The sequence below is a fragment of the Variovorax ginsengisoli genome (assembly GCF_030486595.1).
In the GTDB taxonomy this organism is placed as follows: Bacteria; Pseudomonadota; Gammaproteobacteria; order Burkholderiales; family Burkholderiaceae_C; genus Variovorax; species Variovorax ginsengisoli_B.
Genome location: NZ_JAUJZH010000012.1, coordinates 141,689 through 154,483 on the forward strand (window position 1 = coordinate 141,689; position 12,795 = coordinate 154,483).

The window sequence follows — 12,795 nt, forward strand, 5'->3', positions numbered from 1 at the left end:
ATTTGCGGCAAGTATTGCCAGTGGAGGATCCGTGGGATGCCCGTTGAAGCCCAAAGGGAAGAAGGTGCGTTCGCGCGTGGCGAGCGGCGGTTGAGCGTGTCGGCGTACATCGGTCTGGTCGCTTCCTGCCAGTCTGCCCTGAACGTCGGGATGGCTCGGCTCAGCCCGGCGAGCCAGGTGGCGATCTGGAGTTCTCTGCAGCCCGATGCGCTCCTGCCCTCCAGTGGGAGACGCACGTTGTGGGCGTTGCGGCGAGGCGTATTGGACGACCTGGCGCCCCTGGCCCAGAGCATGCTGCCAGCCGAACGGCAGTGGGTCCCCACGAAGGACGAGCAACTGGCCTTTCGCGCCGTGCTCGAGGCCCTCGCGACCGGCCGGCAAACACAAGGCGAGATCTGCGGTTTCTGCAACCTGATCCATGACTGGCCGACGGTGTTGGGCGTGTCGGAGTACCTCAAGGGTGAGCTTGCGGCCGCTGTACGCCTGGCGACGCTGGAGATCGTGGACAACGACCAGCCGAGGCAGGTGCGATTGCCCAGCTGGGGCCTGGTCGGCGCGTTGCTGGACCCGGTCCGTGCCGCCGGGCGCCGGTCGGAGGTTGCCATCGGCGCATTCACGGCGGCGCTCGCATCGCTGCTGGGGCCGGCGAGTGCGGTGCTCACCGAGGTCCACGCGCACCTGCTGGTTCGTCTCTACGGGGCCACGCGGGCAGGCCGCAAGGCTTCGGCGCCGGAAATCGCGCTGCGCACCCTGCCGCTGGTCACCAAAAAAGGCGTGTCCCTGTCGCCGCAACTGGCCGACAGGCTTCCGCAGGTCGTGCAGGATTTGGAGACCCTGGGCCTTGTCCAGCGAACCGAGACGCAACAGATTCGCTGGATTCCGCTCACCCTCGTCCACTTGCCGCCGGGCCAGGGCGCCGCGCCGCCGACTTGACGGCGTCGTCGGTCACCGGCCGTCGTGCAAAAGCCGCGCGCCTTGGGTAGTATTTCCGGACGTTCGATCAGGAGCATTCCAATGAGCAAGCGAACCATCGCAGTCAAGCCTGAGTCCGAGCCTCGTCCCGCGCGGCAGGCGGATTGGGAAATCGTCGAGCCCGGAGCCCCTGCAAACTTCGCAAGCTTCTCCTGGTCGATCACCGAAGTGGCGAGCGTGGGCGGCCGGACTCGGATCCGGTCCCGGACGACCCGCTGGACGGATGGCAAACTGGCGTCGGAGCGCTTCGAGGGCGAACTCGAGAGCGGCGCATACCAGCGGTTGGCGGCGCAGGCCCAGGCCCAGTTCGCCGAGCAAGTGCGCGCCCTGATGCAGCCCATGCGCTGGCTGTGGCCATCGTTCAAGGAATAGCCGCTTGCCGGACGGCGACAGCGGTTGCCGAAGCGAGGCACAACCACGAGCGTGGCGCGGTTCCGTGCGGCACGGTCACTACACTCTTCGGTGTGCCCCACGAAACGCAACCCCATGTCCCTGTCCGACCAACTCCACATTCCCGCGCCGAACCCGGACGGCAGCTTCGCCGCGCCGGCGGCTCCGCCGGCCGATAGCGCCGCCGACGCGCTGCGCGACGCGCAGGCGCAGCACGCCGCGCTGGCCGAGCAGCTCGACGCGGTCAACGAGCTGCTGGCCAAGCCGCTCAACGAGATCCTGGCGGACCGCGAGCGCTTCAAGGAATCGGCCGCCGCGTGGGACGCCTTCGGCGCCATGTGGATGCTGTCGCAGCGCGCGATGAAACGCGTGGCGGTCGACCTCGCTGCGCAGCTCGGCGTGAGCGAGGACGAGGTGGTGGCCCGCGCGATCGTGCACGCCAACGAGGTGCTCAACGGCGACGGCGTCGATCTGGGCGGCCTGGTTGCCGAGGCGCAACTCGCGCACATCGCCAGGCACAAGTCGTTGCTGCGCAAGCAGTTCCGCTGAGCGCGGCGGCCATGGACGACATCGCTTCGCTCGCCGACTTCGCCGCGCGCCACCGCCGTCTCTTCGTGCTGACGGGCGCCGGCTGCAGCACCGACTCGGGCATTCCCGACTACCGCGATGCCAACGGCGACTGGAAGCGACCGTCGCCGGTGACTTTCCAGGCTTTCACCGGCGACGAACTCACGCGCCGCCGCTACTGGGCGCGCAGCCTCGTCGGCTGGCCGACCATGGCGACAGCCAGGCCCGGCGCCTCGCACCGCGCGCTGGCCCGGCTCGAGGCCTCGGGCCGCGTGGGACTGCTGCTGACGCAGAACGTCGACGGCCTGCACGATGCCGCCGGCAGCCGTCAGACCATCGACCTGCACGGCCGCATCGACACCGTGCGCTGTCTCGGCTGCGAGACGCGCACGCCGCGTGCCCGATTGCAGCAGGCGCTGCGTGCGCGCAACCCCGCGTGGGCCGCACAGGAAGCCCGCGCTGCGCCCGACGGCGATGCGGATGTCGAGGGCAGGGATTTCGCAAGCTTCGACGTGCCGGCCTGTCCGCTCTGCGGTGGCATGCTCAAGCCCGACGTTGTCTTCTTCGGCGAGAGCGTGCCCCGCGAGCGCGTGCAAGCCGCCTACGCGGCGCTGAGCGAAGCCGATGCCGTGCTGGTCGCCGGATCGTCGCTGATGGTGTATTCGGGTTTCCGGTTCGTACAGGCGGCCGTGGCCGCAGGCAAGCCGGTGGTGGCGATCAACCTCGGACGCACGCGGGCCGACGATCTGTTGGCGCTCAAGGTCACGCAGCCGGTGGGCGACGCATTGACCGCCCTGGCCGAGCAGCTGGCGGCATGATTCAGAAGTCGGAAGACCGGACGATGATCGGTTCGCGGCGCGTGGCGTCATAGCGCGACCAGGCGGCCACGTTGATCGCCACGTGGTTTTCCTCGTAGGCGCTCACCGCGCGGCTGGCGCCATCCGAGGCATGCACGTAGGCCCCGAAATGGGCCGCGAGCGCATCGTCCGTGATCAGGGCTTCGATCTCGCGGCCTTGCACCGGGAGTGCGAAAGCCACGCCATTGCCGACCCAGCGCGCGCCGCGCGCGCCGCCGATGCGATGGCCGCTGGCATCGATGCCCCTGGGGGGTTCCAACGGCGCCCGCGCGGTTTCCACGGCTTCCTCGACGGGTTCCGGCTGCGGATCTTCGATGACTTCGGCGGACGCGAAGTCCCGGTCCAGATACATCATTTCGTAGTTGCAGATCTGGATCACGTCCCGGTCCAGCAAAGGCCGCAGCGCCACGTCGTCGCCGTTGACGAGTGTCCCGTTGGTGCTGTGAAGGTCGTGCAAGGTGACGAAATTCCCGAGCCTCGTGAGAACCGCGTGGGTCTTGCTGACGGTGGTGTTCGGGAGCACCAGGTGGTTGCTCAGGCTGCGACCGATCCTGAACTCGCCTTCGAGCAGCCGCACATTGCGCAGCGCCACACCGTTCTTCGTCACGATCAGAGTCGGCATCGCTCGGGCTCCCCTTTTTGGCGATGGTATTTCGTCACGGGCGTGGCCGCCCAGGATCGTCACAAGACGAGAGCAATGAGACGAACTGATACGGCAGGCGGCAGCCTGGCCGTGTTTGCGTCAATAGCGATACGGGTTGTCCGGACGGCGGTCGTAGCGGTCCGGCACGCCGTCGCGGTCGTAGTCACGCCGCCCGCCAGCGTGGGGTGGCGGCGGGGCAGGGCGGCTGTTGTAGTACGTGCCGGGCGGCGGACCGGCATCATAGGGAACGGCGACGCAGCCGGTGAGTGCGGCACCGGCCAGCAGGAAGGGAATGAGTATTTTCATGCACCCAAGTTGCACCGATCCGCCGCCTGTGACCACCGGCGCATCCACCCGTGTCCAAGTAGGTGCATGCCGCGTGATGCGCCCTTCAGGCTGCTTCCCTGCGTCCCGCGAAATATTCAACCAGCCGCGTCTGTTCCTGCTCGAACGCCGGCATTCCGGCGAGTACCGCCTTCCAGTCCCCGTTGCGGCTGGCGCGGTCGATGGTCTCGCAGGCGGCCGCGAACGCGAGCGCACCGACCATCTTGCCGGCGCCGGCCATGCGGTGGGAAAACTGGGTGGCCTGGGCGGCGTCGTCGGCCGCCACCGCCTGCCGGAGTCCGGCCGAGTCGTCCTCGCAGGTTCGCCGGAACGTCGCCAGAACCTCTTCCACCATCGAACCGTCGCCGCCGCATTTCGCCGCCAGCAGCGCCTCGTCGATCGGGCCGGCCGTGGGCGTGATGGCCGGGCCTGCGCCACCGGTCGCGGCGGGCGTCGGCGGCGCCAGGGGAAGCGGCAGCCATCGATCCAGCTTCTCGGTCAGCCGCGCCAGTTCGACCGGCTTGACCAGGAAGTCGTCCATGCCGGCGGCGAGACAGGCCTCGGCTTCCCCCTGGAGCGCGTTCGCGGTGCAGGCGACGATCGGGATGCGCCCGCCGGTCCCCGAGGCGGCTTCCTCGCTGCGGATGGCGCGCGCCAGCTCGTAGCCATCCATGTGGGGCATGTGGCAGTCGGTGATGACGAGGCCATAACGGCCCGCTTGCCACATCTTCAGGGCCTGGCCGCCGTCGTCGGCGGTCTGGGCGGCATAGCCAAGCGTTCGCACCTGGCGCAGGAGCAGCATGCGGTTGACGGGATGGTCGTCCACCAGCAGCACCAGCGTGCCCTCGGCCGCTGCCTGCGCCGCGGCGGGCGCAGCGCGCCGCGTGGCGATGGCCGTCGAAAGCGCACGCACGCTCCCGGCGCTCTCCGGGAGGGCGTCGGCCATGGGCAGCGACAGCTCCAGGGCGATCGTCGTGCCGCTTCCCGGCCGGCTGTCCATGCTGATCGAGCCACCCATCAGCTGTGCCAGCTGGCGGGAAATCACCAGCCCCAGTCCGGTGCCGCCGGGCCGCCGCCGCGCCTGCTCGCCGACCGCCTGGCTGAACGGCTGGAACAGGCGTTGCTGGTCCTCGGGCGAGATGCCGATGCCGGTGTCCTTCACCTCGAAGCGCAGGCGCTCCATCCCTTCCGATCGGCCCAGCCATTGGACGTTGATGTCGATCCAGCCCTCGGAGGTGAATTTGATCGCGTTGCTGACGAAGTTGTTGAGGATCTGGCGCAGCCGCACCGGGTCGACCGTCAGCGCCGGACTGACGCGCGGATCGACCATCCGGCGAACGATCAGGCATTTGCTGCTGGCATTGCCGAGGTAGATGCTCTGCACCTCCTCGACCAGGCGCTTGACCGAGGCGACTTCGGGGCGGATCTCCAGCTTGCCGGCCTCGATCTTCGAGAAGTCGAGGATGTCGTCGATGATGCGCAGCAGCGACCGGCTCGATTCCCGCACCAGACCCAGCGTCTCGCGCTGCTCGGGGTCCAGCTCGGTCAGGCCGAGCAGTTCAAGCATCCCCAGCATGCCGTGCATGGGTGTCCTGATCTCGTGGCTCATGGTCGCCAGGAAGGTGCTCTTGGCGCGGGTGGCGGCCTCCACCTCGGCGCTGCGCTGCGCCAGGGCCGCGTTCAGCCGCTCGATTTCGCGCTCCCGCTTCTTCCTTTCCGTCACGTCCTCCGAGATCGTCAGCAGGTAGCGCGGCTGGCCGGCCTCGTCGAGGATCGGGATCTTCTTCGCGTGCAGCACGCGCACGCTGCCGTCGTTCGCATGCAGAGTCTCCTCGGGGATGTCCACTTCCCGGCCCAGCGCCAGCGCTTCCTTGTCCTTGGCCGTGAAGAAGGCGGCCTCGGCACTGGAGCTGACGAAGTCGTCCACCGTCTTGCCCAGCAGTTCCTGCTCGCTGCGGCCGGTCAGCTCCTCCATGCGGCGGTTGACCCGCACCAGCTTCAGGTCGGCCGCGTCCTTGACCATGACCTGATAGGGAATATGGTGGATCACCGAGTTGAGGAACGCGTTGGCCGTTTCCAGTTCGGCCGTGCGCAGGTGCACGCGCGCCTCCAGCTCGGCGTTCAGGGCCCGCAGCTCGTCTTCGGCCCGGCGCAGCGTCGCCTTCTGCCGCTGTTCGGCGAGCGCTCGACGGACCGAGTAGAACAGCCGTCGCACCCGCTCCTTGAAGACGTAGTCCGTGGCGCCCGCCTTCATGCATTCGACCGCCTCCTCTTCGCTGATCAGGCGGGTCGACAGCACGATCAGGAGTGCTTCCGGCTGCTGCTGGCGCACCGCGTGCAGCATCTCCAGGCCGCCGGCTTCGTAGTCGGACAGGACCAGGTCGAAGGCTTGCCGATGCAGGGCGCGGACGAAGTCGTCGCGGGTCTGCACCCAGACGATGTCGCAGACCAGGCCCTCGTCCTGCAGCGTCCCGCGGATGCGCTGCGCGTCGGCCGGGTCGTCCTCCAGCTGCAGCACGCGAATGGCGGCGGTCATCGCGCTGCGTCCTGCTCGCCGCGCAGCGACTCGACGACCTCCTTGAACTCCTCGCGGTTGCGTTCGCTCAGCGCGGAGAGGGCCTCGTGTGCCTGCAGGATCCGCTGCTGCACGGCGGCGCGGACGTCTCCCGTTCCCAGCGCGTAGAGAGGGGGCGCGGCGGGACCGTGCTCGCGGATCGCGGCCAGCACCTGCGCCATGCTCAGTTCCTCGAACAGGGCGCGCACCGCCGGCGTCACCCCCGTCAGCACCACGCCGCCCCGGTCGACCAGTTCGTGGACCGTGCCGAGGCAGGTGCTGTCCATGTACTCGCAGCCGGAGAGGTCGAGGACCAGGGGTCGTCCGCCGTCCAGCACGGCGAGGGCCGTTTCATGGAAGGCATCGCAATGCAGCCAGGTGGCCCTGCCGCGCAGCGCGAGGTGCGCGGCATGGTCGGATTCGCCGTAGAACACCACCTCGCTCTCCGGGCGCGGCGCGCCGGACGCCGTCGCCTCGGGCATCCCGGCGCCATTGTCGAACCAGGAGGCACCCGCGTGCGCGTCGATCAGCAGGATCGTCACGTCGTCCCGTTCCGCTCCTGCCGGCGCACCGGCGTGAAGCCGGGTGATGACCTCCTGCGCGCTGGCGACCGGGCTGGCGAGCACCTGCTGCAGCAGGTCCAGGTCGCGTTCCGACCCGGAGGGCAGGAGCCCGTCGGTGTAGAGCAGGATCCGGTCGCCCGCCAGCAGCTGGAGACGCTCCTGCAGGAAGTGCGCGTCCGGTGCCAGCCCGAGCGCGGGCCCGGTGCGGCGGACCAGGCGCGCCGGCTGGCCGTCGCGGGCGTGCAGCACCGGCGGATGGCCTGCCGATGCCAGCGTGAGGCTCGCGTCCGAGGTGTCCAGCAGGCCGAAGACGGCCGTGAGGAACAGCCCCGGCGCGGCATGAGCCTCGCAGATCGAGCGGTTCACCGCGGCCAGCACGTCCGCCGGCGGCAGCGCGAGGCCGGTCGCCGGGTCCACCAGCACCAGCCGCTGCTTGAACAGCACCGAGAGCATCGCCGAGGTCACGCCGTGGCCGGTGGCGTCGGCCAGGTAGAAGGCGAGGTGCCGCTCGCCCAGCCGGACCACGTCGTAGAGGTCGCCGCCCACGTGCTGCCCCGGGCGGTACAGCGCCTGGATGCAATAGCCCTCCATCGGGGGCGGGCTGCGCGGCAGCAGGGCGCGCTGGATCACTTCCGCCCGCTCGAGGTCGCGGCGCAGCACTTCGGAGGTCTCCTCGAGCTCGCGGACCTTGCGCTGCAGTTCCCGGTGCAGACGCTCGCGTTCGGCCAGCAGTTGCCGCCGTTCGAGCGCGTTGCGCACCGCCACCCCCATTTCCTCGGCGCGCGGCGACTTCGGCAGGAAGTCGAACGCGCCCAGCCGGATGGCGGCCACCGCCGAGTCGAAGGTCTCCAGCCCCGACAGGACGATCCACATGGCGTCCGGCACGGCCTGACGTCCCCAGCGCAGCAGCTCCAGGCCGTCCATCCGCGGCATCATGATGTCGGTCAGCACCAGGACGATTTCGGGGTGCGCGCGCAGGACCGCCTGGGCGGCGATGCCGTCGACCGCCTCCAGGACCGGGGCGCAGCCGAGGCTTTCGAGGGCGCGCTTCACCAGCAGGCGAGTCACCGGCTCGTCATCCACCACCATCGCGACGGGAGGGGCAGCATCGAGGTTCATCAGGTCCGCCAGCGTTGCCGTGCAGACAGGGGATTTTCCGAGCCGGCGGGCGGGTTGTCTAGAAGCGGCCCGTTGCCCTTCGGATGACCGTCTTGTCCTTGGCCGGCGGCTTGCCGCCCGCGGGCGCTGCGGCCGACCGCGGCGCGCGCTTGGCGGGCTTGCGCCGGCCCTTGAGCGACTCGATCAGCGACAGGGCTTCCTTGTCGAACTTCGCTTTGTCGTCGGGCATGGCGGCCCTTGGTTGTTGAGATTCTCTCTAGGGAAATCTCGTCGTTTTCCGGAAAACGAGGATGTTGATATTTTTGACTATTGTTGAGAGGTTGAGCAAGTTTCCGGCTGGTCTGGGAAGTGCTCGGGCAACCTGAAGGATGAGGCCGAGGAACGCATTGTTCCGCCATACCGAAACAAGCATCTTCCTTGCAACGATTACGCTTTTGTTCCGTTATAACGAAACTAATGGAGGGTTTGTGGCTTTCGGGGTATAGTTTCGGAAACCCGGAACAATATGGCCCGCACACTTCCTGAATTTCAGAAAAACCTGAGTCCAGCAGCGGCGACACTCGCGCAACTCGGGAAACTGGTGCGGAATCGACGCGCCCAGTCTCGCATGCGCATCGACGATGCGGCGTCCCTCAGCGGCGTCTCCAGTGACGTGCTTTCGCGTTTGGAGAACGGCAAGCCGGTGACCGCGGACAAGCTCATCATGGTGCTGGAGAGCCTGGGCCTGTGCATCCTCGTTGTGCCCAAGACGGAAATTCCTGCCATCGAAGCGGTGCTTGGCCAGAGCGCTCCGAGCGAGGGCCGGTGATGGACGGGTACATCCTCGACGTGTACGCGGGCGGCGTGCGGGTCGGGACGCTGGGGTACGACCAAGCTCAGGATAGCTTCCAGTTCAGCTACGCCTCCGCATGGCTCGCGTTGCCAAGCCGGTACCCGCTCTCGCCACATCTGCCCTTGGAGGGCGGCGCGGCGCCGCTCGCCATTCGCCGTTTTCTGGAGAACCTGCTCCCTGAAGGCGAAGCGCTGGTCGTGGCGGCCAATGATGCCCGCGTGGCGCGCAACAACGTCTTCGGGCTTCTTCGCCACCTCGGGCATGAGACCGCTGGGGCGCTGAGCTTCGTGGCCGCCGGCCAGGTGCCGGCTGAGCAGGAGCGGCTGCGCCGGCAGCTGCCGTTCGAAGAGCTGCAGGCACGTATCGACAACCGCGCGAACGAACCCTTCAACCGGTGGGACGGCAAAGTGCGCATGTCCATCGCGGGGCACCAGGACAAGCTTCTGGTGGCCATCGACGATGGAGAACTGTTCCTGGTCGACGGGGCGCTGTCGTCCACGCACATCCTCAAGCCGGAGCCGGCGCGCGAGGCGGCGCCTTGCATGGTGGCCAACGAGCATTTCTGCATGCAGCTGGCCAATCGCATCAGCATGCGGCGCTGGAAAGCGCCTTGCGCCGCGCAGGTGAACATCCTGCGGGTGCCGTCGCCGGTGTTGAGCATCGAGCGATTCGACCGGCGCGGGACGCCGGCCGGAGTCGAGCGGCTGCACATCATCGATGGGTGCCAGGCGCTCGACTTGTCGGTGAGTGCGAAGTACGAGCGCAACGTGGGGGAACAACCGGACGTGCGGCACATTCGCGATGGGGCCAGTTTCGAAAAGCTCGGCACGCTCAGGCCCGGGTTCGTCCAGCCGGCGCTCGCGATGCAGCGGCTGGTGCTTTGGGCCGTCACAACCCTGCTCTTCGGCAACAGCGATTCGCACGGCAAGAACATCTCTTTCTTTGTAGACCGAACAGGGCTCACCCCGACGCCGCTGTATGACCTGGTGAGCGTCGTTCAGTACGAGGCGTTCCATCACGACCTGGCGATGGCATTCGGGGACGAATTTGAACTGGATGCCGTGCTGTCTTTCGCAATCGCCGACTTCTGCGTGCGCATGGGCGTTGACCGCAGGTACTTTGCACGCGAGTTGACGCGACTCTGCGAGTTCGCGCTTCAAGAGGCGCCGGCGCAGGCGGCGGACCCCGCGTATACGGGAGACGAAGTCGCCTTCGTTCAGAACCTTGCCCAGTTCGTGGACACGCGAGCGCGGGCCTTGTTGGCCATGGCGCGCGACATCCCCAAATTCGCTGCGGACAGCTTCTAGGGACGGTCGAGACGGCGCCGCGGCGTGCACGGGGCAGTCCCCCCGCCTAGAATCGAAGCCCGCCCGGCCGCCATGTTCGTTCGCCAAGGGAGACCCGATGAGGCAAGTCGAGATCACCTACCGGTACGACGCCGACAACACGGTCTCGCGGCCGCGGCCATCGGATGCGGACGAGGCATGCCGGCGCCTCGACGAGGGCAACCAGGCCTTCGCCACGCTGTTCGACAGCCTGGTGTCGGGGAGCGGCATGGCGCGACGAGTCATCGCTGTCGATTCGCGCGACCTCGGCATCCTGCCCGGCGACCATGGGCCGCCCAAGCAGCGTCCTTACGCGGCGGTGCTCGGCTGCTCCGACGCCCGCGTGCCGATCGAACTGATCTTCAACGAAGGGCCGAACGATCTCTTCGTCGTCCGGGTCGCGGGCAACGGGCTGGGCGGCGAAGTGCTTGGCAGCCTGCGATACGCCGCCGACCACCTGGGCGACAGCCTCAAGCTCGTCGTGGTGCTGGGCCACAGCGGCTGCGGCGCCGTGTCGGCCGCCGTCGACGCCTTCCTCCAGCCGGCGACCTACATCTCGCTGGCCCCGGACCATTCCCTGCGCGCGATCCTCGATCGCCTGCTGATCGTCGTCCACGCGTCGGCGACCCGGATCCAGGCGATCCTCGGATCGGAGGTCACCCGCCGTCCGGGCTACCGCGATGCCCTCATCGAGGCCTCGGTCGTGCTGAACGCCGCGCTGACCGCCTACACGGTCCAGAAGGAACTCGGCGGCGTCGGGCAGGGCGACCTGCAGGCGACCTATGGCGTCTACCTCCTGTCGACCCGGCAGATCTGGGCCCCGCGCGGCGGCAGCGCCGAATGCGCCGGCCTCGCCCGCTGCCCCGTCGATCTGGCAGACTTTGCCGCCCTGGCCGATGCCGTGGCGCGATCGGATCGATTCACGAAGCTGCTCGAGGAGGGTCCGGCTTGAGCCGCCGGGCCGGCCCGGGCCGGCACCTTGGCGTGCGAGAGGAAAGACCATGGGACGCATGAGCGGGATGTTGGCGAGCGCGCTGCTGGGCGCGCTGCTCGCGCTGCGCGCCGGCGGCGCGGCGGCGGCGGACACGGCAGCCACGACCCACCCGCCGACCTCCGGCGCGGTCATTGCCGAACAGGTCGACGAGCCCGCCACCCTGCGCATCCTGAATCGCGAGGTGCTGACGATGCGCGCGCGCCTGGCCGGCCTGACCCCGCAGGCGCGCGTGCAGCGCGCCCGCGAGCGGATCGGGGTGCTGCCGGACGAGGCCGTGGACCTGCCGCTGAACCAGATCCAGTTCAACCTCGGCGAGGTGCACGGCGTGCAGTTCCTGCTCGGCGACCTGCCGCTCTTCTCGGTGCTCGAAGGCGACGCCGACATCGAAACCAAGCAGGGCTTCGATGCGCTGGTGCTGCAGACGCGGGCGCGGCTGGAGGAGGTCCGCACCGCCTGGCGCCAGGCCCGCAGCAAGCCGCTGCTGCTGCAAGGCCTGCTGAGCACGCTGGTGGCCACCCTGGCGCTCGGCGTTCTGGTCTGGATCGTCTATCGGGTCAGCGCCAAGGCGGTCGAATGGATGGAAAAAAAGCGCGACGTGCTGGCCGGACGCTTTCCCTACGTCGACTGGCGGGAGTTCCTGGCCCGGCTCGCCGTCGGGATTCTGCAGATCGTGCAGTGGGTCGTCCTGCTCGCCATCGGCTACTTCTACGTGTACTACGTGCTCGACAGCTTCGTCGCCACCGAGCCGATCGCCAAGAGCTTGGGCAACTGGCTGCTGGGCAAGGTCGAATGGCTGGCCGAAGGCTCGCTGGAAAGCCTGCCCGGCCTGGTCACCGTCTTCATCGTGCTGATGCTGACGCGCGCCGCGGTCGACGTGCTCGGCTACTTCTTCGATGCGCTGCAGAAGGGCCGGCTGCGCCTGCCGATGGTCCACTCGGAGACCGTGCCCGCCACCCGCCGGATCTTCACCCTGCTGACCTGGGCGCTGGGTGTCGCCATCGCCTACCCCTTTCTCCCGGGCTCGAGCAGCGATGTGTTCAAGGGACTCTCCGTGCTGTTCGGCCTGATGGTCACGCTCGGCTCGTCCGGGCTCGTCACCCAGGCCATGAGCGGCCTGGTCGTCGTCTATTCGCGCTCGCTGCACAAGGGCGACTTCGTCGACATCAACGGCGTGCAGGGCGTGGTGACCGAGGTGGCCTCCCTGGCGACCAAGATCGTCAACGTGCGCAACGAGGAGATCACGATTCCGAACTCGGTCCTGATCTCGAATCCGATCCACAACTTTTCGAAGCTCGCAGGCAGCCAGGGCACCTTGCTCACCACCCGGATCACGATCGGCTACGACGCGCCCTGGCGCCAGGTCCACGAACTCTTGCTTGGCGCCGCGAAGAAGACCGCCGGCGTGCGCGCCACGCCCGTCCCCTACGTCTACCAGCGCGCGCTGTCGGACTTCTATGTCGAGTACGAACTCTTCGTCAGCATCGACAATCCGCTGGAGCGCGTTCCGATCCTGTCGGTCCTGCATGCGAGCATCCAGGACGAGTTCAATGCCTACGGCGTGCAGATCATGTCGCCGCATTTCCTCGGCCAGCCGGACCGGGCCGTCGTGGTCGAAAAGGACCAGTGGTATGCGGCGCCTGCGCGCCAGCCCTGAG

General features: G+C 68.2%; 13 protein-coding genes. 8 read left to right on the plus strand and 5 right to left on the minus strand.

Annotation, left to right across the window (positions count from 1 at the left end):
* Positions 1 to 36 precede the first annotated feature (36 nt).
* The 4 genes from QZH52_RS17975 to QZH52_RS17990 all read left to right on the plus strand — a co-directional run bounded on the left by QZH52_RS17975 (position 37) and on the right by QZH52_RS17990 (position 2,747).
* Entirely contained in the window at positions 37 to 933 is an 897-nt protein-coding gene (locus tag QZH52_RS17975) for a hypothetical protein (protein ID WP_301811503.1), read from the plus strand.
* An 81-nt stretch (positions 934 to 1,014) separates the two neighbouring features.
* Positions 1,015 to 1,344 carry a hypothetical protein gene (locus QZH52_RS17980; protein ID WP_301811505.1) on the plus strand — a complete coding sequence of 110 codons (330 nt, stop codon included), beginning with the start codon at positions 1,015 to 1,017 and terminating at the stop codon, positions 1,342 to 1,344.
* Positions 1,345 to 1,458: 114 nt separating this feature from the next.
* A complete protein-coding gene (locus QZH52_RS17985) occupies positions 1,459 to 1,911 on the plus strand; it encodes a hypothetical protein (protein ID WP_301811506.1) in 453 nt (150 codons plus the stop codon).
* An 11-nt stretch (positions 1,912 to 1,922) separates the two neighbouring features.
* A complete protein-coding gene (locus QZH52_RS17990; RefSeq protein WP_301811509.1) occupies positions 1,923 to 2,747 on the plus strand; it encodes an NAD-dependent protein deacetylase in 825 nt (274 codons plus the stop codon).
* A gap of 1 nt (position 2,748) precedes the next feature.
* Here QZH52_RS17990 and QZH52_RS17995 read toward each other — a convergent pair whose 3' ends face one another.
* The 5 genes from QZH52_RS17995 to QZH52_RS18015 all read right to left on the minus strand — a co-directional run bounded on the left by QZH52_RS17995 (position 2,749) and on the right by QZH52_RS18015 (position 8,218).
* Entirely contained in the window at positions 2,749 to 3,408 is a 660-nt protein-coding gene (locus QZH52_RS17995) for a DUF1488 family protein (protein ID WP_301811511.1), read from the minus strand.
* A gap of 120 nt (positions 3,409 to 3,528) precedes the next feature.
* A complete protein-coding gene (locus QZH52_RS18000) occupies positions 3,529 to 3,735 on the minus strand; it encodes a hypothetical protein (RefSeq protein ID WP_301811514.1) in 207 nt (68 codons plus the stop codon).
* A gap of 85 nt (positions 3,736 to 3,820) precedes the next feature.
* Entirely contained in the window at positions 3,821 to 6,289 is a 2,469-nt protein-coding gene (locus QZH52_RS18005) for a response regulator (protein WP_301811516.1), read from the minus strand.
* Positions 6,286 to 7,989 (minus strand): SpoIIE family protein phosphatase, encoded by a 1,704-nt coding sequence (locus QZH52_RS18010; protein WP_301811519.1) that lies wholly within the window; start codon positions 7,987 to 7,989, stop codon positions 6,286 to 6,288. The genes QZH52_RS18005 and QZH52_RS18010 overlap by 4 nt, the downstream gene beginning before the upstream one ends.
* 58 nt (positions 7,990 to 8,047) lie before the next feature.
* Positions 8,048 to 8,218 carry a hypothetical protein gene (locus tag QZH52_RS18015; RefSeq protein WP_301811522.1) on the minus strand — a complete coding sequence of 57 codons (171 nt, stop codon included), beginning with the start codon at positions 8,216 to 8,218 and terminating at the stop codon, positions 8,048 to 8,050.
* A 276-nt stretch (positions 8,219 to 8,494) separates the two neighbouring features.
* Between QZH52_RS18015 and QZH52_RS18020 the strand changes: the two genes are divergently transcribed.
* The 4 genes from QZH52_RS18020 to QZH52_RS18035 all read left to right on the plus strand — a co-directional run bounded on the left by QZH52_RS18020 (position 8,495) and on the right by QZH52_RS18035 (position 12,794).
* Positions 8,495 to 8,797: a helix-turn-helix domain-containing protein gene (locus QZH52_RS18020; RefSeq protein WP_301811523.1), complete on the plus strand. Its 303-nt coding sequence runs from the start codon at positions 8,495 to 8,497 to the stop codon at positions 8,795 to 8,797.
* A complete protein-coding gene (locus QZH52_RS18025) occupies positions 8,797 to 10,128 on the plus strand; it encodes a HipA domain-containing protein (RefSeq protein ID WP_301811525.1) in 1,332 nt (443 codons plus the stop codon). The genes QZH52_RS18020 and QZH52_RS18025 overlap by 1 nt, the downstream gene beginning before the upstream one ends.
* Positions 10,129 to 10,225: 97 nt before the next feature.
* A complete protein-coding gene (locus tag QZH52_RS18030) occupies positions 10,226 to 11,098 on the plus strand; it encodes a carbonic anhydrase (RefSeq protein WP_301811526.1) in 873 nt (290 codons plus the stop codon).
* A 49-nt stretch (positions 11,099 to 11,147) separates the two neighbouring features.
* Positions 11,148 to 12,794, plus strand: coding sequence for a mechanosensitive ion channel family protein (locus QZH52_RS18035; protein ID WP_301811529.1), 1,647 nt, complete (start codon positions 11,148 to 11,150; stop codon positions 12,792 to 12,794).
* Position 12,795: the final 1 nt, after the last annotated feature.

What these genes read in the sequence shown, in the direction of transcription:
- QZH52_RS17975 (WP_301811503.1), top strand. Translation starts at nt 37, where the DNA reads ATGCCCGTTGAAGCCCAAAGGGAAGAAGGTGCGTTCGCGCGTGGCGAG.
- QZH52_RS17980 (WP_301811505.1), top strand. Translation starts at nt 1,015, where the DNA reads ATGAGCAAGCGAACCATCGCAGTCAAGCCTGAGTCCGAGCCTCGTCCC.
- QZH52_RS17985 (WP_301811506.1), top strand. Translation starts at nt 1,459, where the DNA reads ATGTCCCTGTCCGACCAACTCCACATTCCCGCGCCGAACCCGGACGGC.
- QZH52_RS17990 (WP_301811509.1), top strand. Translation starts at nt 1,923, where the DNA reads ATGGACGACATCGCTTCGCTCGCCGACTTCGCCGCGCGCCACCGCCGT.
- QZH52_RS17995 (WP_301811511.1), bottom strand. Translation starts at nt 3,408, where the DNA reads ATGCCGACTCTGATCGTGACGAAGAACGGTGTGGCGCTGCGCAATGTG.
- QZH52_RS18000 (WP_301811514.1), bottom strand. Translation starts at nt 3,735, where the DNA reads ATGAAAATACTCATTCCCTTCCTGCTGGCCGGTGCCGCACTCACCGGC.
- QZH52_RS18005 (WP_301811516.1), bottom strand. Translation starts at nt 6,289, where the DNA reads ATGACCGCCGCCATTCGCGTGCTGCAGCTGGAGGACGACCCGGCCGAC.
- QZH52_RS18010 (WP_301811519.1), bottom strand. Translation starts at nt 7,989, where the DNA reads ATGAACCTCGATGCTGCCCCTCCCGTCGCGATGGTGGTGGATGACGAG.
- QZH52_RS18015 (WP_301811522.1), bottom strand. Translation starts at nt 8,218, where the DNA reads ATGCCCGACGACAAAGCGAAGTTCGACAAGGAAGCCCTGTCGCTGATC.
- QZH52_RS18020 (WP_301811523.1), top strand. Translation starts at nt 8,495, where the DNA reads ATGGCCCGCACACTTCCTGAATTTCAGAAAAACCTGAGTCCAGCAGCG.
- QZH52_RS18025 (WP_301811525.1), top strand. Translation starts at nt 8,797, where the DNA reads ATGGACGGGTACATCCTCGACGTGTACGCGGGCGGCGTGCGGGTCGGG.
- QZH52_RS18030 (WP_301811526.1), top strand. Translation starts at nt 10,226, where the DNA reads ATGAGGCAAGTCGAGATCACCTACCGGTACGACGCCGACAACACGGTC.
- QZH52_RS18035 (WP_301811529.1), top strand. Translation starts at nt 11,148, where the DNA reads ATGGGACGCATGAGCGGGATGTTGGCGAGCGCGCTGCTGGGCGCGCTG.